20 protein-coding genes and 2 pseudogenes are annotated in these 20,906 nt (G+C 64.9%); 5 read left to right on the top strand and 17 right to left on the bottom strand.

The window, feature by feature from the left end:
• Positions 1–4 precede the first annotated feature (4 nt).
• The 7 genes from A5695_RS14500 to A5695_RS14470 are packed head-to-tail and all read right to left on the bottom strand — an operon-like array spanning position 5 to position 7,847.
• The gene (locus A5695_RS14500; protein WP_068083099.1) at positions 5–1,132 is read right to left on the bottom strand and encodes an MCE family protein; all 1,128 of its coding nucleotides are present in this window, start codon (positions 1,130–1,132) and stop codon (positions 5–7) included.
• Positions 1,133–1,155: 23 nt separating this feature from the next.
• On the bottom strand, positions 1,156–2,469 hold the full coding sequence (locus tag A5695_RS14495) for an MCE family protein (RefSeq protein ID WP_068082975.1): 1,314 nt from the start codon (positions 2,467–2,469) through the stop codon (positions 1,156–1,158).
• The gene (locus A5695_RS14490) at positions 2,466–3,803 is read right to left on the bottom strand and encodes an MCE family protein (RefSeq protein WP_068082972.1); all 1,338 of its coding nucleotides are present in this window, start codon (positions 3,801–3,803) and stop codon (positions 2,466–2,468) included. Before A5695_RS14490 ends, A5695_RS14495 begins: the two co-directional genes overlap by 4 nt.
• On the bottom strand, positions 3,800–4,828 hold the full coding sequence (locus A5695_RS14485) for an MCE family protein (RefSeq protein WP_068082969.1): 1,029 nt from the start codon (positions 4,826–4,828) through the stop codon (positions 3,800–3,802). Before A5695_RS14485 ends, A5695_RS14490 begins: the two co-directional genes overlap by 4 nt.
• 28 nt (positions 4,829–4,856) lie before the next feature.
• Positions 4,857–6,206 carry an MCE family protein gene (locus tag A5695_RS14480; RefSeq protein WP_082946085.1) on the bottom strand — a complete coding sequence of 450 codons (1,350 nt, stop codon included), beginning with the start codon at positions 6,204–6,206 and terminating at the stop codon, positions 4,857–4,859.
• A 4-nt stretch (positions 6,207–6,210) separates the two neighbouring features.
• Positions 6,211–7,065, bottom strand: coding sequence for an ABC transporter permease (locus tag A5695_RS14475; RefSeq protein WP_068082967.1), 855 nt, complete (start codon positions 7,063–7,065; stop codon positions 6,211–6,213).
• Positions 7,062–7,847 (bottom strand): ABC transporter permease, encoded by a 786-nt coding sequence (locus tag A5695_RS14470; RefSeq protein WP_156749655.1) that lies wholly within the window; start codon positions 7,845–7,847, stop codon positions 7,062–7,064. The genes A5695_RS14475 and A5695_RS14470 overlap by 4 nt, the downstream gene beginning before the upstream one ends.
• Before the next feature lie 776 nt (positions 7,848–8,623).
• Between A5695_RS14470 and A5695_RS29655 the strand changes: the two are divergent.
• Positions 8,624–9,076: pseudogene (locus tag A5695_RS29655) on the top strand (ATP-binding protein); the annotation flags it as partial.
• Positions 9,077–9,325: 249 nt separating this feature from the next.
• Here A5695_RS29655 and A5695_RS14465 read toward each other — a convergent pair.
• From A5695_RS14465 to A5695_RS14450, 4 genes are all read right to left on the bottom strand, one after another.
• Complete coding sequence (locus A5695_RS14465) at positions 9,326–9,709, bottom strand: DUF732 domain-containing protein (protein WP_231974832.1); 384 nt, start codon at positions 9,707–9,709, stop codon at positions 9,326–9,328.
• Positions 9,710–9,799: 90 nt separating this feature from the next.
• Positions 9,800–10,192, bottom strand: coding sequence for a carboxymuconolactone decarboxylase family protein (locus tag A5695_RS14460; protein ID WP_082946084.1), 393 nt, complete (start codon positions 10,190–10,192; stop codon positions 9,800–9,802).
• A gap of 511 nt (positions 10,193–10,703) precedes the next feature.
• A complete protein-coding gene (locus A5695_RS29085; RefSeq protein WP_197515493.1) occupies positions 10,704–11,144 on the bottom strand; it encodes a Clp protease N-terminal domain-containing protein in 441 nt (146 codons plus the stop codon).
• A gap of 444 nt (positions 11,145–11,588) precedes the next feature.
• Positions 11,589–13,079: a bifunctional phosphatase PAP2/diacylglycerol kinase family protein gene (locus A5695_RS14450; RefSeq protein WP_068082958.1), complete on the bottom strand. Its 1,491-nt coding sequence runs from the start codon at positions 13,077–13,079 to the stop codon at positions 11,589–11,591.
• A 28-nt stretch (positions 13,080–13,107) separates the two neighbouring features.
• Between A5695_RS14450 and A5695_RS14445 the strand changes: the two genes are divergently transcribed.
• The gene (locus A5695_RS14445; protein WP_068083089.1) at positions 13,108–13,893 is read left to right on the top strand and encodes a hypothetical protein; all 786 of its coding nucleotides are present in this window, start codon (positions 13,108–13,110) and stop codon (positions 13,891–13,893) included.
• Here the strand turns inward: A5695_RS14445 and A5695_RS14440 are convergent.
• The 3 genes from A5695_RS14440 to A5695_RS14430 all read right to left on the bottom strand — a co-directional run bounded on the left by A5695_RS14440 (position 13,869) and on the right by A5695_RS14430 (position 15,590).
• Positions 13,869–14,540: a GAP family protein gene (locus A5695_RS14440; protein WP_068083086.1), complete on the bottom strand. Its 672-nt coding sequence runs from the start codon at positions 14,538–14,540 to the stop codon at positions 13,869–13,871. The two genes, A5695_RS14445 and A5695_RS14440, sit on opposite strands and share 25 nt — an antisense overlap.
• Positions 14,541–14,550: 10 nt before the next feature.
• Entirely contained in the window at positions 14,551–15,201 is a 651-nt protein-coding gene (locus tag A5695_RS14435; RefSeq protein WP_068083083.1) for a GAP family protein, read from the bottom strand.
• Positions 15,202–15,281: 80 nt separating this feature from the next.
• Positions 15,282–15,590, bottom strand: a complete 309-nt coding sequence (locus A5695_RS14430) for a hypothetical protein (protein ID WP_068082955.1) — start codon at positions 15,588–15,590, stop codon at positions 15,282–15,284.
• 99 nt (positions 15,591–15,689) lie between these two features.
• Here A5695_RS14430 and A5695_RS14425 point away from each other — a divergent pair, with 99 nt between their 5' ends.
• Together A5695_RS14425 and A5695_RS14420 are read left to right on the top strand one after the other, a co-directional pair.
• Positions 15,690–15,917 (top strand): hypothetical protein, encoded by a 228-nt coding sequence (locus A5695_RS14425; protein ID WP_068082952.1) that lies wholly within the window; start codon positions 15,690–15,692, stop codon positions 15,915–15,917.
• Between the two features lie 56 nt (positions 15,918–15,973).
• Positions 15,974–17,491, top strand: coding sequence for a glycosyltransferase family 39 protein (locus A5695_RS14420; RefSeq protein WP_068082948.1), 1,518 nt, complete (start codon positions 15,974–15,976; stop codon positions 17,489–17,491).
• On the opposite strand, the gene A5695_RS14415 is transcribed toward A5695_RS14420, so the two are convergent.
• Together A5695_RS14415 and A5695_RS14410 are read right to left on the bottom strand one after the other, a co-directional pair.
• Positions 17,492–18,322 carry a family 16 glycosylhydrolase gene (locus tag A5695_RS14415; RefSeq protein ID WP_068082945.1) on the bottom strand — a complete coding sequence of 277 codons (831 nt, stop codon included), beginning with the start codon at positions 18,320–18,322 and terminating at the stop codon, positions 17,492–17,494.
• 148 nt (positions 18,323–18,470) lie between these two features.
• Positions 18,471–19,490: an NADP-dependent oxidoreductase gene (locus A5695_RS14410; protein WP_068083077.1), complete on the bottom strand. Its 1,020-nt coding sequence runs from the start codon at positions 19,488–19,490 to the stop codon at positions 18,471–18,473.
• Positions 19,491–19,547: 57 nt separating this feature from the next.
• On the opposite strand from A5695_RS14410, the pseudogene A5695_RS14405 reads away from it, so the two are divergent.
• Positions 19,548–20,247: pseudogene (locus tag A5695_RS14405) on the top strand (DUF3060 domain-containing protein).
• 5 nt (positions 20,248–20,252) lie between these two features.
• Here A5695_RS14405 and A5695_RS14400 read toward each other — a convergent pair.
• Positions 20,253–20,654: a hypothetical protein gene (locus tag A5695_RS14400; RefSeq protein ID WP_068082943.1), complete on the bottom strand. Its 402-nt coding sequence runs from the start codon at positions 20,652–20,654 to the stop codon at positions 20,253–20,255.
• Positions 20,655–20,906 lie beyond the last annotated feature (252 nt).

The following is a 20,906-nucleotide window of genomic DNA, read 5'->3' as shown; positions in this document are numbered from 1 at the left end:
GCCCCTAATCGTGGTGGGTGGGAAATTCGGCGTGGTAGGGAGCTACCAACGGATTCACTGCGGTGTAGGGGCTGGGAATCTGACCGATGGTGCGACCCCACTGCATTTCCAGTTCGGTCAGGTTGCCTTCCCACCTGGTTCCGGTGAACAGCGAGTTGTCGATTCGACTCAGCGTCAAGTCGAAAATACCGGTGAGGTTGCCGTAGTCACCGCGAACCCAGTTGGCGAGTTCCGACTTCGGCCATGGGAACGTGCCGAAGAAATCTAAAGACCGGGTGAGGTCGGGTCCGGCGTTCGCCAGCGATTCAAACACTGGCCCAATCGCTTTCAATTCCTTGACCAGGTTGGCCTTGGTTTGATTCACCGAGTCCGCCGCCAAGGCACTGAACTTTCCGAAAGCATCTGTGGCCGCTACCAGATTGTCGCGCTCGTTCGCCAACACCGACAAGGCATTCGGAATGGTCCGCAGCGCCTTGTCCAGCACGGGTCGACTCGCAGCGAACTGGCCAACCACGTTGTTGAAACTGTCAGTGGCGGCGATGATATCGCCGGTCTGCTTGTCGAGGCGCCCCACGAATTGATCGATCTGCTCGATCAGGTCGCGGAGTTCCTTCTCCTTGCCCGCAAATGCGGTCGCGAAGGCCGCTGTGATGTCCTGGATCTGGCCGACTCCGCCGCCGTTGAGCAACAGGGATAGCGCAGCCAGCGTCTGATCGGTACTCGGGTAGTTTCCGGCATGGGCCAACGGGATCAGTGAGCCATTCCGTAACTTGCCCTGCGGAGCCGCGGTAGTCGGCGCAGCCAGTTCGATATGAAGCGAACCCAGCAAGCTGGTTTGACCGACCTTGGCGGTGGCGTTGGCCGGTAGGTCGACATCTTCGTTGAGTCGCATGGTCACCAACGCGTGCCAGCCCTGGCGCTCGATCTTCGTGACGGTCCCGACATTTGCGTCGCCCACCCGGACTCGCGAATTCTGCTGAATGTAGTTGACGTCGGGTAACTGGGCCTGGATTTCGAAGGCGCCGGCGCCCCTTCCCTGGGTTCCCGGCATTGGCAGGGAATTCAATCCCCGCCATTCACAGCTCGTCAGCGTCGCAAGCACGAACAGGGCCGCGGCACCGATCTTGCGCAGGTGGCTGGCTCTGGCGTCCCGGTTCACGATCCGCCGCCCAGGTTGGCCGGGACCATCATTCCCGAAAGACCCGCGGCCGGGTTGGTCGGTACTTCACCGGAATCCTGAGGAGCCGGACCGACTGGCGATGCTGGCGTCGGGGGCGCCGCCGCCGCCGGCCGGCCGGGTACGTGGTCCGGGCGCAACCAATTCTCGCTGTAGTCGATTTCGTTCGGCCGCGCTCCCTCGCCAACGACCAGGTTCTCACCGATCGGCGGGAAGTTGTACTGGCGGTTCTTGATAATTGGCGCGAGGTATTGGACGCACAACTTTGCGGCTTGCTGCGAGTTCAATCGCGACGCCGCTTCGATCGCTCCGCACAAGAACGTGATCGGATTGCCCATGTTTTGCAACGCAAGCCCTCCGGTGACCGCCATCTGAGTCGGCTGATAGATGTTGACGAAGCTCGCTCCGGCGTTGGGGAACGAATGCAGCGACTGCTTGATATCTCCGATGTGGTCGCGCAGGGTGCTAGTCAGGGAAGCCAGCCGATCCGTCATTGTGCCAAGCGTTTCACGGTTGTTGGCGATGAACTGCGTGGTCTCACCGACCACCGCATTGAGGTCGTGGACCGCAGCGCCGACTGTGTCGGGCTCGGCCGCCAACGAGCCGGTCACTACCGCGAGATTCCTGTTCAGTTGGGCGAGCAACGTAGCGCTGTCTTTGAGTGCGGACACGACGGTGGACAGGTTCTTGATCGTCGAGAAAACGTCATTACTGTGGTCGCCCAACACCGAAAACGCCTGCGAAAGCTTGATCACGGCGTCACGGATATTGGCTCCTTGGCCGCGGAGGTTTGCTGCGCCAGTATTGATGAACTCACCTAATGTGCTCACACCGCCCGGCTGGGTCGGTTGCAGAGCGTCGGTGAGTTTCTTGAGCTGCTCGCGCAACTCATCCCACTCGACCGGGACCGCCGTGCGACTCTGCGGAATGACCGCGCCGTTGCTCATCTGAGGACCGCCCGTGTAAGCCGGCGTGAGTTGAATCGCGCGCGAGGTGATGAGCTGAGGTGACACGATCACCGCCTTGGCGTCGGCGGGAACCTTGTACTTCTTGTCGATCCAAAACCTGATTTTCGCTCTTTCCGGTTGCGGCTCGACCGACTCGATCTCACCGATCGGCACGCCAAGCATGCGCACTTCATCGCCTCGGAACAGACCATTGCTGTTATCGAAATAAGCGACGATATGGCTTCTGTTCAGGTGTGAGAATCCCCGGACTGCAATCACAGCGCCGCACACCAAGACAACCGCCAGCGTCACCATCAATGCCAGTCGGACAGGCCGTCGGTTCATCGTCCACCTTCCTGAGGTGGCCGCCGGGACTCACCGGGCGCCGGTTCGTACACGAGTGTCGGCCCGGCCGGAGCAGGCAACGATTGCTCTCCCACAGGTGGAAGGGGCGGGCCGGGCGGCGGTCCGCCAGGCGGCGGCGCCGGCAGCGGCTGACGGTACGGGTAGCAGCCGGGTCCGGGCAGGGGACACGGCATGTCGCCGGGGTTTCCGGTAATCGCGTCAGGCAGCTGGCGCTGGGGGTCGCCGCCTTGTCCCGTGCGGGGATAAGGCACCGGCAGCGGTGGGGTGCCCGGTTGGCCGGTCTGCGGGTCGGTGCGCTGCGAGGGCAACAGCACGTTCGGGTCGAGGCCCAGATCAGAGAACGCTGCATCGATGAACGGCTCAAGGAATTGTCCCGGCGGCAGGTTTTCGATGTAGGCCTTGAAGAACGGGGCCGAGGCCACCGACTCACCCAGCGACAAGACGTACTCGTTGAGATACTGGATGGATTTCATAAGGCCGTCTTTACGTTTGTCGACCATGGCCAAGACCTCGTTGAGCTTGTCTAGAGCCGGACGGAGCTCCGTCTTGTTATCACTGATGAAACCCGCAAGCTCGCGCGCAAAAGCAGACAAGTTCCCCGAAATATGTTGCAGCGCAGCATTTTGCGTGCGCAGTTGGGCCAATAGGGCGTTGGTGTTCGAGACTAGCCCGGCCAGGTCGTCAGCACGCTCGGACAGTACGGCGGTGGCTTTGTTGGCATTGGCCAACAGCCTGCGCAACTGCTCGTCACGGGCGTCGATCGACTGAGAGAATCGGGCGACGCCGGCAACAGCGACCTTCAAGTCCGGAGGAGTGTCCTGGAAAGTCTGGGCCAACGTCGTCAACGCGTCGGACACTGCGTTGGTGTTCAGCCCGCTGATCGTCGCCGATAAATCGCCGAGGGCGTCGGGCAGCTGGTAAGGCGACCGCGTGCGCTCGAGCGGAATAGTTGACGACAACTGTCCATTACCCCGCGGAGTGATCTGCAGGACCTTGGCGCCCAGAAGGCTTTTCGTCCTGATGTTTGCCTCGCTCATCTCGCCGATCCGGACGTCATCGTCGACATCGAAGTCAACCAACACGCGTGGGCCATCCAAGTCGACGGACGACACTTGTCCCACCCGGTATCCGGCGACTTGCACCGCCGCACCCGCTTTCAAGCCACCCGCCTCAGCGAAGTACGCCGAATAGTGGTTAGTGCGGTTGACGAAAGGCAACTTGTCGTACTCGAGGGCGGCAGCGACTGTACCGAGGGTCACGAGTATCCCTACCCCGCCGACAATCAGTGGATTCCGTTCGCTGAACGACTTCATTTGAGTGCGCATCTTCCTGTGTCCTGGCTAACCAACTTGATATAGACCGGTTGACCGCCCTTGCCGTTAACCTTCAGGAGTACGTCACACAGGTAGTAGGTGAAAAAATCCCCCTGAATGCCAAGTCGAGAAAGAATTTTGTATGAGTCCGGCAGTGTCTTGAGGAAGTCGTCGAACCACTCTCGGTCGTTCACAACCAGCGAACTCACGCGGTCCGTTTGTGTCACATTGTTCTTGAACGACGGCCGCACTTGTCCCAACAAATCCGCGAGAGTTGCGGAAGACGCGTCCGTGTAGGCGATCGCGTTGCTGACGTCGGATTTGTGGGCCGCCAAACTCTTCATGAGTTGCGAAAGGGAGTCCACCGCTTTCGCGAACTGCCGGTTTTGATCGCCGAAGGAACCCAAGACCGCGTCGAGGTTGGTGATGACTTCCTGGATCAGATCGTCTCGATCCGCCAGGGTGTTGGTCACAACGGACGCCTGACTCAAGAATGAGCCAATTGTTGCCCCTTCGCCCTGGAAGGCTTGAATGAGTTGACCTGATAGATCATTCACCTGCTGCGGGTTGAGCGCCCGAAACAACGGCCGGAAACCACCGAGAAGCGTGTCGAGGTCCAGCGCGGGTTGCGTCTTCGAGAGGGCTATGGTCCCTCCCGGGTTCAATCGCTTGACGCCGCCTGCACCCTCCAACAGCGCGACATAGCGATCACCAATCGGGTTCGCCCAACGGATTGCGGCCTTGGTGCCATCCGTGAGTACTACTGAGGGATCGCTGGAGAATTCGACGACCGCAAACGCTTTGGGGCTGATCGAGATTTTCTTGACTTTCCCCACCTCGACCCCTGCGATTCGAACGAAATCGCCGGTCTTCAATCCACTTACGTCGCTGAACTCAGCTTTGTATACCTGTTCGTTCTGGAAACGCAGCTGGGCGAAGACCGCTACGAGCGCAAAGGCGCTGACGACGCACACCACGACGAAAATGGCGAACGACACGATCGCGCGTCGCAGGTTGTCATTCACGACTGTTGCTCCTGGAAGTTGCCGATGCTCATGGGGATGGAGGTCCGGGCGGCGGTGGCGGCGGCACTCCCGGGTACAGCGGAGCCCCGTCCGGCCCGTACCACGGCGCACCATAGGGAGGCATACCGAGTGGTACCGCGGGCCCGGGCGCCGGGCCCGGCAGGCACTGCCTGAGACTCGCTGGTTGCGAATATCCGCGGGTCACCGGGAAGAAATCCACCCAGCACGGGTGACCGAGGCCGGGGTTCGGTCGCATGTCGAGTCCGGTACCCCAACCCGTATTGGTGACGAGATAGCGCACCGGCAAGTTGTTCTTCACGTCCGGCAGCGGTCCGCAGCTCGGCTCGCCGTTATACCCGCCCTTGGCCGCCACTATCGGCAGGTTTTCGGGGTAGCTGTAGAGGTCGTCGCCGAACAACAATCCGGCGTCAGCCACGAGTGTGCGGCCGTTCCCACCGATCTGTTCCCTGCCGCCGTGATCGAGGAAGTATCGGCCTCCGACGATGGTGCAGGTCAGTTCCGGGTTGTATTTCAGAAGGAGACTTGTCGTCGGCTCCAGCGAATTGATGCCAGTGATCAAATTGTCTCTGTTCGGACCCAACAGTTCGATGCCCTGGTTCGAAAACCCTGTCGTGCTGAGCAATAAGGTATCGAGGTCCTTGGCGTGGTCGTTGATTGTTGCGCTGGTAGTGGTCGCTGCATCAAGCGCCCGCAGGATATCTTTCGCGGCAGGGCCGTAGGCGTCGTTAAAACCCTTGAATGACCGCCAGTTCGCGGCCACTGTGTCCATTCGCGGATTGATGGCCTGCAGCACCTGGTCGCTGTCGGTGAGCGCCTCGCCCATCCGCGCGCCCTTCCCACGAACGCCGTCGGCCAATGCAGTCAACACCGAGTTCAACTTGGCGATGTCGATCTGGTTCAGTAGACCCACGAGGTTGTCGAAGACGGTGTTCACCTCGGTTGCCACATTGCGGGACCGCAGCACGGCCCCGGCGGCAATTCGCTTGCCGCTGGGATTCTCGGGATAGATGAGGTCGACGTACTTGGCCCCGAATGCGGTGGTGGCCTTGATTTCGGCTTGTACATTCGCGGGGATGTAGCGGACTTGGTCGGGATCGATCTCCAATTTCAGGCTCACGGGTTGCTTGCCGCCGACAATGCCGCTCACCCGGCCCACATCGACGCCCCGTAGCTTGACCTTCGCGCCCGATTCCATCACCAGACCACTTCGATCCGACACCAGCGTCACCGGGATATAGCTGCGGAACGTGCCAGCAAAAAAGCCGAGACAGACCAGCAGAATCACGGCGATTGCGACAAACATTGCTACCGCCCACCAGATCGGGTGGATCTCGCGACTGAGCCGTTTAGTTTCCATATGCCTAACCAGCCAGGTGGAAGTTGCCGGACTGGCCGTAAATAGCCAGCGAGAGGAAAAGGACCACGAGCACCGCCGAAATCAGTGATGTCCGCACCGCGCGGCCGACTGCCTCGCCGACGCCGGCCGGCCCCCCTGATGCTGAGAATCCGTAGTAGGTGTGTACGAGCATGATCACGACCGCCATACAGGTGGCCTGGAAGAAAGACCAAATCAGGTCTGTCGGATTGAGGAACGTATTGAAGTAATGGTCGTAGACACCAATTGATTGGCCGTAAATGGCGGTCGTGCCGACACGTGCGGCCAGGAACGAGGTCAACACCGCCACGCAGTACAGCGGGCCAACTACGACCACACCGGCCACCAGTCGACTCGACGCCAGATACGCGATCGAACGGATGCCCATCACCTCCAGCGCGTCGATCTCCTCGTTGATCCGCATGGCACCCAATTGAGCTGTCGCGCCAGCGCCGATGGTCGCGGACAGGCCGATCCCGGCGATAACAGGTGCGATCAAGCGGACGTTGAAGTATGCGGACGCGAAGCCCGTTAGGGCCTCAACCCCAACATCGGCAAACTCGTTGTAACCATCGACAGCGACCAGCGCGCCGGTAGCAAATGTCAAAAATCCGACGATCACCACGGTTCCGCCGATGATGGCCAATGCCCCACTGCCCAAGCTCATTTGGGCGATCAGTCGTAACATCTCCAGCCTGTAGTTGGCGAAAGCGTAGGGAATCGATGTCAGAGTTCGGATGTAGAACCGAGCTTGAACGCCAATGCGAGTCAGGCCGCCTACGCCGCTGATTGCGGCGCGTTGGGTCCGGTAATGCAGTTTGGCGGGAGCCGCTGTGGTCATAGAGTTGCCTTCACCCCGACAGCGGTCGCGATGATGTTGATCGCAAATAGCGCGATGAAGGTGTACACCACTGTCTCGTTGACTGCATTGCCCACTCCGGCTGGTCCACCGCCCACCGAAATGCCTTTGTAGCAAGCGATTAGGCCTGCCGACAGACCGAACAGGGCCGCCTTCACAAAAGAGGTCATCACGTCGGCGAGGTGGGTGATGGTCGTCAAGCCGCCGACGAAGGAACCTGGTGTCACGTGCTGGATGAAGACCGAGAACACAAAGCTGCCAATCAGACCGACGAGAATCACCACGGACGACAACAGCGTCGCCACGACGGTGGCGGCAAGGACCCGTGGCACGACGAGCGACTGAATCGGGTTGACCCCCATCACCCGCAGAGCGTCCAACTCCTCGCGGATGGTGCGCGCACCGAGATCGGCGCACATCGCGGTGGCGCCCGCACCGGCGACCACCAGCACCGTCACAATCGGACCGATCTGGGTCACCGTCCCGAATGCGGCGCCGGTCCCGGAATAGTCCGCGGCGCCGAACTCGACCAGAAGAATGTTGAAGGTGAAGATCATCAGGACGGTGAAAGGGATCGCTAGCATCAATGTCGGCAAGAGCGACACCCGCGCGACGAACCACGACTGCAAGAAGAATTCACGCCATGCGAATTGCCTGCGCGGCATGAGCACTAAGGTGTCCATCGCCATCGCAAAGAACCCACCCAGAGACTTGACAGGCTTGGCAGCCGGCGCAGAGGGCGCAACCGCGATGCGCCGCTTCATGCGCTGGACTAACGAAACCCGGCCCGGGGTGTAGTCGACACTTTCCGGTTCTGGTTGAACCGTTTCCAATGGGGTTGTCTGCGCGTCTGGTTGAGCGTCATGGGCCGACAGCGGCGGAACTTCGGCCAGCTCATGGCGCCCTAGGGGCTCTGTCTCCTGGATCTTCCTGGCGTCTACATGTAGTGACTCGCCCTCATCGGACCCGTACATGCTCAATGCCACGCATTCTTCCTATCTTCGGTGGATCGCAATGCCTTGTCGTGGTTCAGGAGTCTTGGACGCGAAGCTTGGTCGAGTGTGACCTGGTTCACCCTCGAGGTGCCTTACAGGCTAGAACACAAAAGGTCTAGATTTCAATAGTTGAGGGCGCAGACATGCCTGCGCGCGAGTTCTTCGGTTTGTCGAAGGCCTTAGGGTGCGGCGATCGCCCGGCACGCCCGGCCCAACACGATGTAGCCGGTCAGCAGAACCCATAGAGTAGGTCCTCTTTGGACCTGACAGGCACGATTCTCAAGATTGTGGCGCCCGGGTTGCGACAGCTTCCAAGCGGTAGGGGCATGTCATAACGAGCGCGCCCTCTTACGCGTCCATGACCCGGGGCGGCGTTCCAGCAAACCGCGAAATGCTCGTGGTGAGTCGCTACATCTGCTGTGGCCTGCTGGGCGGTATGCGCCTCGAAGCGCCCCTGAAAATGGGGCTATGCGGTGGCGCGACCAAAGCCGGCATCAACGCCGGTATTTGGCGGCGCCGTTGTGTTACGTCGAGCCGCATGCCACTCCGCCCGGTTTCGCAGCCGAAAAGCGTTGGAGGCGTGCGACTTTGACTATCACCGCTCACTCAATCGCGAACAGACGCTCAACTGGGCACCCTGGACTTCGCCACGGGAGGGCCATGGGTTGACCGTCTCGCCGCCGCGCGGCATAGCGACCGGCTCCAAGGCCAGCTGATCAAGCTCGCCCGACTGCCACTTGCTGATCATCGACGAGGTCGGCTACTCCGATTCGAGCCCGAGGCGGCCAATCTCTTCTTCCAGCTGATCTCTGCACGCGGCGAACGGGCCAGCCGCGTCGCCACCCCAACCAGCCTTTGGCCGCTGGGGTGAGGTCTTCGGCGATGACGTCGTAGCCGCCGCCGTGATCGATCGCCTCGTGCGTCATGCCGACGTGCTCTCCATGGAAGGAGACAGCTACCGACTCAAAGTCGGAACAACCAGAGATGCTGGTCCGTAGCCCGCATCCCACCGATCGACGAGCCGCCTGTATCTCGATCACCGCGCTCGGCCGCGCGACGGCCAACGAAGCTACCGATCTCTCACTGTCATCGATTTCGGTATGCCCGCACGCACAGCGAAGGATGTACAGACCGATGCGCTGCTCTGACGGCGATGCGTCGCGCCGCCGACGACTCGTAAGTTGGAGCGGCGGACCCAGCACTTCGATCCGCTAAGGCGTGCAGGCGTATTCAGCGAAGCTGACGTCTTACGACGGCGATTGGTAATGCCTCGCCGAATTACGTAATTGCCAGATCTGGGCAGGGCACAGCAGATTGACGGCGTAAGAAACCAGGTAGTTCGCGGACGTTTCGTCGTTCGGAACCACCTCGTTCTTCACATCACCCATGACGTCACCGTAACTTCGACCGGCCGTGACTTTGTCACAGATTCCCCAGCCATATCCGACGGCATCATTGCCGGGAAACGTGTAGTGACGGCGCACCGCGACGTCGTAGACGAACTCCACTTCGGGCGCGGGCGCAGCATGCGCCGGCGGCAGCCCGATCGGCGGCACCACCTCCGCCGCAACGATGGCGAGAAGCAAGCCCGCGTACCGGCCAAGGCCTCCGAGTGTGCGGTCAGCGAACACCTTGCCTCCACTGCAGTCGTGTGCACCAAATGGTCACGCCGCCGTCGGGTCCCCCGATCCGACACTTTCGACACCCAGCCGATATAGGAATCATCCGGTTTTACCGCCCCAACGCGAGCGCGGCTGCCGACTCACCACCGAGCGAACGACGCGCAACGCGTCCGCCAACGTGTCGCGCCCGCTGTGTGTGCCGACGATCAGCAGGACCTCTTGAAGTTGCTCGACGGAGCATCCAAGAACCAACGCCGCCCGCACATGAGTCTCGAGTTCGTCGAATCTCGACTCGGCAGCAGACAACGCGACACTGATGAAGCTGCGATCTTGAGTACTGAGGCCCGGCCGAGCCCACAACTCGCCCCAGCACCTCATCGCATCAAAGTCGGCGAGAGGTTTCATGAACGCGTCAACGTCTTCAGCTGCGGTGCCGCTGCTGGGGTTTCTACGCATATTTGTACTCCGCGGTGGAAACATGGATGCAGACATCAGACCTGCTCGGTAGTGAGGTCTCGCCGCCCGGCGGCCCTACATCTGCGTGGAAGCTACTCTATACGCAAGAAAGTCTATATGCCAATAGTTCAGTATACGGTTACTTGCGGTGACCCGAGCAGTGGTGGATGCCACCGGCACAGGTAGTACCGCCTGTCAAGCGTCCGCTGCAGCGCTGGGAACTCGCTGGTCGTCGCGCCCGGCTTGGCGCCGTCCCTTGACGTCGACCTGACACATCCCCTCCGACAGCGTGACAGGTTCGCCTATTCGTTATCACGCTGTCCCCTAAAGGATTTCGTAACACATTCGAGCGTCGATACTTCGGGGATTCGCACGGAGTGGCTCAGTAGGCATTTTCGAGTCACGATTCCCGCAGCATGCGACGACCGCAGCAGATCGACTCATCACTGGCCGACGGCGAGGATCGACGTCGGGCCCTGCCGGCACGTGCCGCTCTCCCGCCGGGGGACAGACGCCGGACACCGGACGACGGTGCCGGCGACGGTGATCACGGCTGCCGGCCCGCGCTGTTTTCCAGTGCCCGTTCCCGCAACACGGCAGGTTCCACCCCCAGGCTCAGGACGGTCTGCGCGGCGGCCGATTGGCCATCGGACATCAACGCCGCCAAGACGTGGGTGGATCGCACTGAACCCAGACCGCCCGACTCAGACATCATCCGGGTGCGCTTGAGCGCCAGTTTGGCGCGCCGGCTGAAGGGCAGATAGCCGGGCTGTGGTTCGCCTGCAGGGCCGATCGAATCCTCGACGCGGGAACGAATTTTTTCATCGAATGTCACGGCGAAGGATCTGAGCGTCGCCGCCACCGAGCTATCGCTGAGCACTCCAAGCAGCAGGTGCTCGGTGCCGATGTGATCACTGCCGTGATTGCGTGCCTCTTGATGTGCCTGGGTGACGACGGCACGAGCAGCCATGTCGAATGTTTCGAACACCGGCACTACGTTACGCGCATCCGAGATGCGTTGAAGCGCAACCCGAACACGTGAAGCGGCGGCGCCGATCGGGCTAACGCGCACAGCATCGGTTCGAACGTGAGCCCCCAGTTGACGGGGCATTTGGCATCTGGCTGTTTCCAACCTGTGTGCGCCTGCTGCAGCATCCGTTGCGGGAACAACCTGGTGACTCCTCGCGACCGAGTCGGTACGTCCGCCGCTACGCGGTGTGCGAGCATGAGCACTCCCGCGAATTGGACGACACGGTGCATGCATAGCAGTGCTTGACGCTCAGATGTCGACAACCTCTTGGGGCGCCCAAAAATGCGGTCGGCGCATCAGCCGACGTCGAGGTGGAGGTTTCCTGGACGATTCGAAGCATGCTGGCCCCTTCGCGTCGCGATGGGCATGCGGGCGATGGGCCAGGATGTGAGCGGGGGGGGCCTAGTCGCGGGGCCGAAAAACCCGGAGCGCCCGGTATTTCGCGGAGAAGCTGGCCTTCTCGTATTCGTCGCCCACCTCGCCGTCGCACGCGATGACCGTCGGGCCGTCGACGGTGGTGAACGCGAACTCCGGCACCTGCAGCTCGTGATATAGCGGGCTGCGCTCCAGCCGCCCCAGCGCTAGCGCGGTCAGGATCCTGGTCCGCGACCACCGTCGTCCCGCCTCGAGCATCCGGACGTCGATCAGCCCGTCGTCCATCCGGGTCCGTCGCGACGGGGCGAAGCCGGTCGGCAGGTACAGCGAATTCCCGAGGAAGAACAGAGAGGTCAGCAGCGTCTTGTTGTCGTAGGAGATCCGGACGGGCTGGTCGCGGCGCAGCGTGTGCAGCATCGCGTAGAGACTGGCCAGCGGCTTGCCGATGCGTTTCTCCAGCTTTTCCCGCTGCTGCACGAAGGCCGGGTAGGCGCCGATGCTCGCCGTGTTGAGGACCATCTGACTTTCGTTGAGGCACACCAGGTCCACGCATGCCACGCTGCCGCGGCGGATCGCGTCGACGGTCTTGGCCACGGTGTCGCAGCCGATGTCCTTCGCGAAGTGGTTGAAGGTGCCGGCGGGGAACACGGCCAGCGGCAGCCCGGCTTCGATGGCTACCCTCGCCGCGGCAGCCACCGTGCCGTCGCCGCCGCCGACGGCGAGCACTTCGGCGTGCGCGGCGGCGTCGCGCAGGACCTGCTGCGGGTCGTCGTCGGGGCCGAGCTCACGGATGTCTGCCTTCGGCAGCGCCTCGCGCACCTCATCGACGACGCGGGACCCGGTGCCGCTGCCCGATTCCGGGTTGATGACCAGCACCACCCCGGCGCCGTCGGGCCGTTCGGGCGCCGGGACGCGAAGCGGTTCGGTCTTGGGCAGGGCGGTTTCGACGATCGGCGGAACCAGCCGGCCGCCCAGCACTGCCACGCCCGCACCGATGCCGAACCCCGCGACGACGTCGCCCGGGTAGTGCGCGCCGGTGACCACCCGCGAGAGCCCGACAAGCCCGGCGAGCAGCGCCAACCCGAAACCCAGCATCGGGTTCTCCAGCCCGACCCCCACGGCGAAGGCGGCGGCGCTGGCGGAATGCCCGGACGGGAAGGAGTTGGACGTCGGCCGGCGGCGGACCTGCCGGACCAGCGGCACCAGCTCGTACCCGGGACGCGGGCGGCGGCGGATGCGTTTGGCGACCTGGTTGGTGACCAGGCTGGTGACCGCGAGCGTCACCACGCCGCGCGTCGCGCCGCGCTGCGCGCTCTTGTTGCCCGAGGCCGTCAGGGCCGCGGCGATGGCGAACCACAGCTTGGAGTTGTCGGCCGCGCGGGTCAGCGGCGGCATGATCGAGTCCAGCAGCGGCGTGTTGGTCTCGGCGATCGCTTCGAAGATCTCCCGGTCCAGGGTGCCCAGGCCCCGGGTGATCTGATTGATGCCGCGCGCGCGTCGCCAGGGCCGCATGTTCATTGGGTACACCCTAAATTGGTTGGCGGACATGGACGCAGCGGGCTACTTCCAGGCATGGCGGGACAACGCCGCGCGGCGCGGCGTGGCCCCGGACGTCGTCGCGGAGATCGCCCGGCGGCACGCCGTCACCCCGGCCAGCTTTCGGGTGCTCGGGACAACGACAGAGATTCGCGACCCGGACGGCAAGTCCTTCTTCCTCCTAACCCGCGGCACCGGCGGCGACGATGCCCGCGCGGTGGCGCTGTGCGCCTACATCCTGAACGCGGGCACCGGCTACGGCACCAAGGGGGCGCACCGCACCGACTTCCCCCCGACCCCGTACGGCGCCGCCGAAATCACGCGGATCATGCGGCGGCAGAAGGCGAATCGCTGGAGCTACAGCCGCGACGTCAGGTTCGTGGACCGCAACGGCGGGCGGCTCGTCGCGACGCCGAACGGGATCCTGATGGGCATGGGCGGCAATTGGATTCAGCGCCAGTTCTGCCGGCGCGGCGGCACCACCTGGGGCGACATCTTCATGGTCAACTTGGGCGCGGTCACCGACCCCGCCGGATGGCTTCGCCGGATCGTCGAGTCCGGGCATGCCTGGTACGTCCGCGCCGACGGGACGCCCGTGCAGAGCCGCCTCGACCTGGATCGCGTGCTGCACCACGAGGAGCGGCACTGCCGGCAATGGGCGGCGAAGGGCTACGCGGGCATGCTGCGCGACTACGGCCGGGAATTGGTCCGCGAATACGCCTTCGGCGCGCTCAACCGGCTCGAGGAGGACGCGGGACTGGCCGACGGCGGCTACAGAGCGTCGATCCCGTGGTAGAGCACCATCACACCGATCAGGACCAGCACCGCCGCGAGCAGGGCGGCGTTGTTGCGGTCCATCCAGTCTTTGAGGCTCGCCAGCGTGTCGTCCAGCCGGCTGCCGGCCGCCGCGTACGCCAGGATCGGGATGGCGACGCTGGACGCCGCGATCGCGACGAAGAACGCGGCGGCCACCCAGTCACCGGCGAGGCCGAGCCCGGCGGTGCCGATGCCGAGCCCGGCCGGGACGCAGATGAGCAGCACGTCCGGCCGCACCACCGCCAGGACCGCCCCCATGATCCCGGCCCGCGCCGGGGTGATGGTGGCGAACGAGCGCATCCATTTCGGCGACTCGGCGTCGCCGTGCCGGTTCAGCCATTTGTAGATGCCGTACACGATCAGCCCCGACCCCAGCACCACCCGCAACCACGACGACCATCGGGGCGGCGACTTGTCCAAGCCGCCGAGCAGGTGGGAGGCGGTGACCGAGAGCGCCGTCAGCGCGGCGAGGGTCAGCGCCCAGCCGCCGAGAAATGCCAGGCCGGTCGGCCGCGGCCGCGGCGCCTGCAGCACCAGCACCGCCGGGATCACCGTGAGCGGCGAGAGCGAGATGACCAGTCCGAGCGGAACGAGCCCGGTGAGCACGGTGCCCCAGCTGCCTGCCATGGGCAGCAATCTACAGGGCGTGAATCCCGTTGTAGAGCACCATCAAACCGATCAGGACCAGGATGACGGCGAGCAGCGTCGCGTGGTTTTCCTCCATCCAGACTTTGAGGCGTTCCAGCGGATCGTCGAGGCGGTCGCCGGCGCCGGCATACGCCAGTATCGGGATGGCGACGGTTGACGCGGCGATGACCACGAACCCCGCGGCGGCCAACAACTTCCCGGCCGCATCCAGGCTGCTGCTGCCGACGGCCAGGCCGGCCGCGGCGCACATGATCAACACCTCGGGCCGCAGCACCACCAGCACCGCCGCGGTCACGCCGGCGCGCGCCGGGCGCAGGTTGGCGAACGAGCGCATCCAGCGCGGCATGCTGCCGTGCCGATGCCGGGTCAGCCATTGGTATGCGCCTAACGCGATCAGCGCCGACCCCAGCCCCACCCGCGCCCACGACGCCCAGGTCGGTGGCGCCTTGTGCAGGCCGCCGAGCAGCTCCGAACCGCTGACGAAGACGGCGGTGAGGGTTGCCAGCCCCAGCACCCATCCGGCGAGGAAGGCGAGACTGGTCGGGCGCGGCCGCGGCGCGTGCAGCACCAATACCGCCGGGACGACCGTGATCGGCGAGAGCGCGATGACCGCCGCCAGCGCGACGAGCTTGGTGAGCACCGAACCCCAACTTGCGTCCACGGGCAGCAATCATCGCATCGGGCCGCCGCGACCGCATGGATCCGGTGTAACCGCCACCCTCAGAACGGCTTTCGGCGCAGCGTCCAGGCGGGCACCCAATGCGTGACGGTCTTACGCTCCGAGCCGTAGGCGACCGGGTAGGTGACCAGGCCCCACCAGTCGCCCTGCTCACAGAGGCCCCAGCAGCTGAGCAACCCCTCGACGACCTTGTGCAGTTGCAGCCCGTTGGGCTGGTACCGGCCGGAGCGGTGCGGCTCGCGCGGGAACAGCACCGTCAGGTCCACCAGCACCGTGAGCGGTGGCCGCACCACCCGAAACGGGCTGCGGACCGGCTGGCCGTTGTACCCGATGGACACGAACTGCCCCATCAATCGATCATACGTTCGAACGCGGCCGAGTTCCGCATTTCCGACCCGGCGATCGACCCGGCGGATATAGTCGGCTCAGCAAACAAGGGGAGGTCCCACATGAAGATGGCTTGCGCCGCTGGCCTATTGGCGTTGGCCGGGCTGCTCACCACCGGGGTGGGCGTGGCCGGCGCCGACCAGGTAGAGGTCGAGGGCAACTATTCGAGCCTGGCCGGTTGCGAGGCGGACGCCCCGAACGTCGAGATCGCACACAATGACCACCTCTACACCCACTGGGACTGCCGCGAGGGCTCCGACGGCTTCTGGCACGTGTGGCTGCTCAACTGACCCGGTCATAGGCCACCAGCGGCGGAAACCCGATCAGGTTCTGGCACCATAGCGGCGTGCGGAACCCGCTTCGCCGCCCGTCGGCCGCGCTGGACCCGCTGCTCGTCGGGCTGCTCGCCGTCGCGGTGAGTCTGGGCGGCGCGGGCCGCCCGTCGTTCTGGTACGACGAGGCCGCCACGATCTCCGCCGCATACAGTCGGTCGCTTGGCCAACTGTGGCGGATGCTCGGCAACGTCGACGCCGTGCACGGCCTGTACTACGTGCTGATGCACGCCTGGTTTCAGGTCTTCGCGCCCACCGAGTTCTCCTCGCGCGCCCCGAGCGGCCTGGCCGTGGGGGGCGCGGCCGCCGGAATTGTCGTCCTGGGCAAGCAGTTCTCGTCGCGCACCGTCGCAGTCGCCTCCGGTGTCTTCTGCGCCATCCTGCCCCGAACGACGTGGGCGGGCATCGAGGCCCGCCCCTACGCGCTGTCGATGCTGGCCGCCGTGTGGCTGACGGTATTGCTGGTGCTTGCCGCGCGCCGCGACACCGGTTGGCTGTGGGCGGCCTACGGCGCCGCCCTGGCCGCATCGATCGCGCTCGAGGTCTACCTCGCGTTGATGGTCGCGGCGCACGTCGTCCTGCTGGTCGCATCCCGTTGCGCGCGAAGGGCTTTACTGCGATTCGCTGTCGCGGCGGCCGGCGGGGTCTGCGCCATGGCACCGTTCTTGGTGACGGTCGCGGGGCAGGCGCATCAAATCAGCTGGATCGCGCCGATCGGTCGCCGGACGCTCGAAGACGTCGTGGTGCAACAGTATTTCGAGCGCTGCCCCCCGTTCGCCGTGCTGACGGCGCTGGTGATCACGGCGGCTATCGTGTTGTGGCTCAGCAAGTCCGCGCCGTTGGCGCGGTCCGACGGGCACCTGCTGGCCCTCGCGGTGGCGTGGCTCGCGCTGCCGACCGCGGCCATCGTGGCCTACTCGGCGCTGGTGCACCCGATCTACACCCCGCGCTACCTGTCTTTCACGGCGCCGGGCATGGCACTGATCCTGGGCGTCTGCGCCGCCGCGGTGACCGCCCGGCCCTGGCGGACGACGGCCCTGGTCGGGCTGTTCGCCATCGCAGCGACCCCCAATTACGTTCGGGCGCAGCGTGATCCGTACGCCAAATACGGGATGGACTACAGCCAGGTGGCCGACCTGATCAGCGCCCGGGCGGCACGGGGCGATTGCCTGCTGGTGAACGACACGGTGACGTTCATGCCGGCCCCGATGCGGCCGTTGCTGGCGGCGCGCCCGGACGCCTACCGCAAGTTGGTGGACCTGACGCTGTGGCAGCGGGCGACCGACCGCAACGACGTCTTCGACACCAACCTCATTCCGGAGGTCGTCGCGAAACCATTGGGCCAGTGCGGCGTCGTGTGGATCATCACCCAGGCCGACCCGTCACAGCCGGCGCACGAGCGGGGACCGGCGATCCCGCCCGGACCGGTCTACGGGGCGACCCCCGCCTTCGCGGTCCCGCACGACTTGGGCTTCCGGCTCGTCGAGCGTTGGCAGTTCAACCTCGTTCAGGTGTTCAAAGCGCAGCGCTAGTCACCAGATGCGGATGTAGTCGACCAGCATCGAGGCCGGGAAGGTGCCCGCGGCCGGATCACCGGCGCCGACACCGCCCACGGCGAGCGTGAACATCGGCGTCATCCAGTAGCCGGGAATGTTGAACGGCCACCGGAAGTCGTCGGGGGCGCCCCCAGCGACGTGGATCGGCTTGTTGGGCACCTTGAAATACTCGGCGCCGTCCCGCGCGAACTCGAATCCCTTTTCGCCCCAATGCATTCGCCAGGTATGCCAGTTGCTGTCGACCAGCCCGGGGATCGACTTGCCTTCCCAGGTCTTGCCGTTGGACGCCGCGTGGACGGTGGTGCCGGGGGCCCACTGGCCGTTGCCGTACCACTCGAAGATGTCCACTTCGCCGTCGGGCAGCGGGTCCTCGTTGACGCCCCAGAATGAGGGCCACAGGCCGGGGGACAGGCAGTCCAGCTTGATCCGCGCCTCCCAGGTCTGGTTGATCATGCTGCGGAAGTTGCCGCGCAGCTTGCCGCTGTAATAGGTGTTGCTCAGCAGATCGTGAGTGGCGCACAGCACGAGATTGGAGTGCCCGTCCTGGAAGACGTTCTGGCGGTCGTCGCGGTAGATGCCCTCCACGGGCGGGAACACGTCGTCCTGCCAGGTCTGGATCGTCCACTTGCCGGGGTCGGGCGGCGAGCCCGCGGGGCCGTCGAACTCGTCGGCGAAGATGTAAGGACCGCCGGGACCGGCCGACGGGGGCGCCTGCGGCGCCGAGGGGGTGGCCCAGGCGCCCGGCAACCGCATCGCAGCTCCCAGCATGCCGAGCCCCGAGATCAACATCATGCTGCGACGATCCATCTACAACCCACCAATCGTGAAAGCCGTGCTCCGACCTAGCGCGATACCCCTAAGCAACTCTTGCAAACGGTGTTATGAAACCACGCGCCGCGATGCCCCGCATGCCACACCGCGGCCGTGGCGGCGACTTTTCGCGTGGTAAAGAGGGTCAGCGTGAGGCCGGTTCGCTGAGCTTGACCAGCGTCTTGCCGATGTTGATCCCGGTGAACAGTCCGTTGAGGGCGTCGACGCAGGACTCGATGCCGTCGAAGATGGTCTCCCGGTGCTTGAGCCGGCCCTCGGCCTCCCATTGCCGCAGCGCGGCAAACGCCTCGTCGAAGCGACCCCACTGGTCGAGGGCGTTGAACCCCTGCATCAACGCGGTCTTGGACAGCAGGTTGACGTAGTTGGCCGGCCCGGGGTGCTCCCCGGTCAGGTAACTGGAGATCACGCCACACAGGACGACCCGCGCGTGCGGGGCCAACCGGCCCAGCACCGCGTTGAGGATGGGGCCGCCGACGTTGTCGAAGTAGACGTCGACACGCTTCGGGCAGTGCTGCTTGAGCGCCGCGGCGAGGTCGTCGTTCTTGTAGTCGATGCACGCGTCGAACCCGAAGTCCTCCACCACCGCCTGGCACTTCTGCGGCCCGCCCGCGATCCCCACCACCCGGGCGCCGGCGATCTTGGCGATTTGCCCGGCCACCGACCCGGTGGCCCCCGCGGCCGCCGAGACCACGACCGTCTCCCCCGCCTTCGGCCGGCCGATGTCGGTCATGCCGAAATACGCGGTGGCACCGGTGGGCCCGTACACCGACATGATCGCCAGTTGATCGTCCTCGCCGGGAATGGGCGTGCTGAACAAATCGTCGCGGATGATCGAGTACTCGGAGAAGCCGGTCAGCGTGGTGACGACGTCGCCGACGGCGTAGGCGTCGCAGCGCGAGGCGACTACCTCGCCGATCCCGGCGGCGCGGATCACCTCGCCGAGCTGCACCGGCGGAAGGTAGCTGGGCTGGTCGTCGAGCCACGTGCGGGCGGCAGCGTCGATCCCGACGTAGGTGGTGCGCAGCAGGGCCTCGCCTTCCGCGGGGACGGGCGCCGGGGTGGTGACCAGCTCGGTGTCACCGGGCTGAACGAGCCCGGTGGGACGGCGACGAAGGAGGACCTGACGGTTCGGCAAGTCGGGCACGATGCAAGAAACTACCGAACCCGCCGAAACCGCCCAGGCGAATGGCATATTCATCCCATGGCAGCAAACGACGACCCTGAGGATCGGATCCGGGAACTCGAACGCCCGCTCGCCGATGCGGCGCGGGCATCCGAAGCGAGCAGCGCGCAGCCCGCCGGGCCGGGCGGGTACGGCGGGCCCCCCTCCGCCACCGCCCGCGTGGAGCTATGGCGGCCCACTCGGCGGCCCGCCGCCGCAAGGCCCCTCCGGCAATCGGATGTGGTGGATCGTGGGCACCTTGATCGTCGTCGGCGTGCTGGCCCTGGCCGGGGGCATCGCCGCTTTCGCGGCGCACCAGCTCTCCGGTGTCCGCTCGATCATCAACTCCCCGCCGACCTTCACCAACACGTTCAGTCCGCCGGCCACCACACCCGGCGGCACCGCCCCGTCGACCACTACCCGGACCAAGACGCCGGGGTCGACCACCACATCCACCTCACCGACGCCGGCGCCGGGCAGCCAGGTGACCATCACTGGCATCGACGAGAACCGGACGATCGCCTGCAACGACAACGTCGTCAACGTCAGCGGCGTGTCCAACACGGTGGTGATCAGCGGTCATTGCGCGAGCCTTAGCGTGTCGGGGGTGCAGAACGAGATCACCGTCGACGCCGTCGACAGCATCGAGGCCTCAGGCTTGAGCAACAAGGTCACCTACCATTCGGGCACGCCGAAGGTCAGCAACTCGGGTAGCGCGAACGTCGTCCAGCAGGGCTGAGGCCGTTACGGCGCCTCGGGGGATTCGTCGTCGTGCGAATCGCCGTCGAGGACGCTGACCGCGATGCCATACGGCAGGAACCGCACCTTGCGGGTGGGGTCGACGTTGTCCTTGTTGGCCCGCAGCGCGTCGAGCTCGGTCGCGTAGACCTGTTCGACGTGAGCGCCGCCGTCCGCGTCGACCGTGTAGATGGCCCAGACGCCGTCGCCCGCCTCGCCCGCGGTCTCGGGCTCCGGGCGGGGCCGCCGCGAGAAGTCCTCGAAGATGGACGACCACCCGGACCGAGCTCCGGGTGCCGCGACAAACTTGCTGACCCGCTCGAACACGTCGCGCAGCCCCTCGCTGCCTTCGCGGATCATTCGATCGAACTCGTCGGGATCGAACCCGAACGCACCGTATTCGCCCACGCGACCTCCTCGCCGCTCATGCCGTCACCGCCCAGTGTGCGCGCCGTGGCTCTCGCGCGCCACGTCCTTATCGCGGAGGCGCCGGCGGCGGCGGGGGGGTGATCGGGATCGGCACGGTGACGAACGGGAAGTGCAGGTACATCGTCACCGGGGGCTGCGCGGGCGCGGCCGGCGCCGGTGGGGTCGCGGGCGGGCCGCAGAAGTGCCAGGCGGTGGTGGAGGACTTCGGGTTCGACGCGTGCATCGACTACA

Origin of the sequence: Mycobacterium sp. E1747 (genome assembly GCF_001667775.1) — a bacterium.
Lineage (GTDB): Bacteria > Actinomycetota > Actinomycetes > Mycobacteriales > Mycobacteriaceae > Mycobacterium.
The sequence above is the reverse complement of the archived record's forward strand: the minus strand, read 5'-3'. Positions and strand labels throughout refer to the sequence as shown.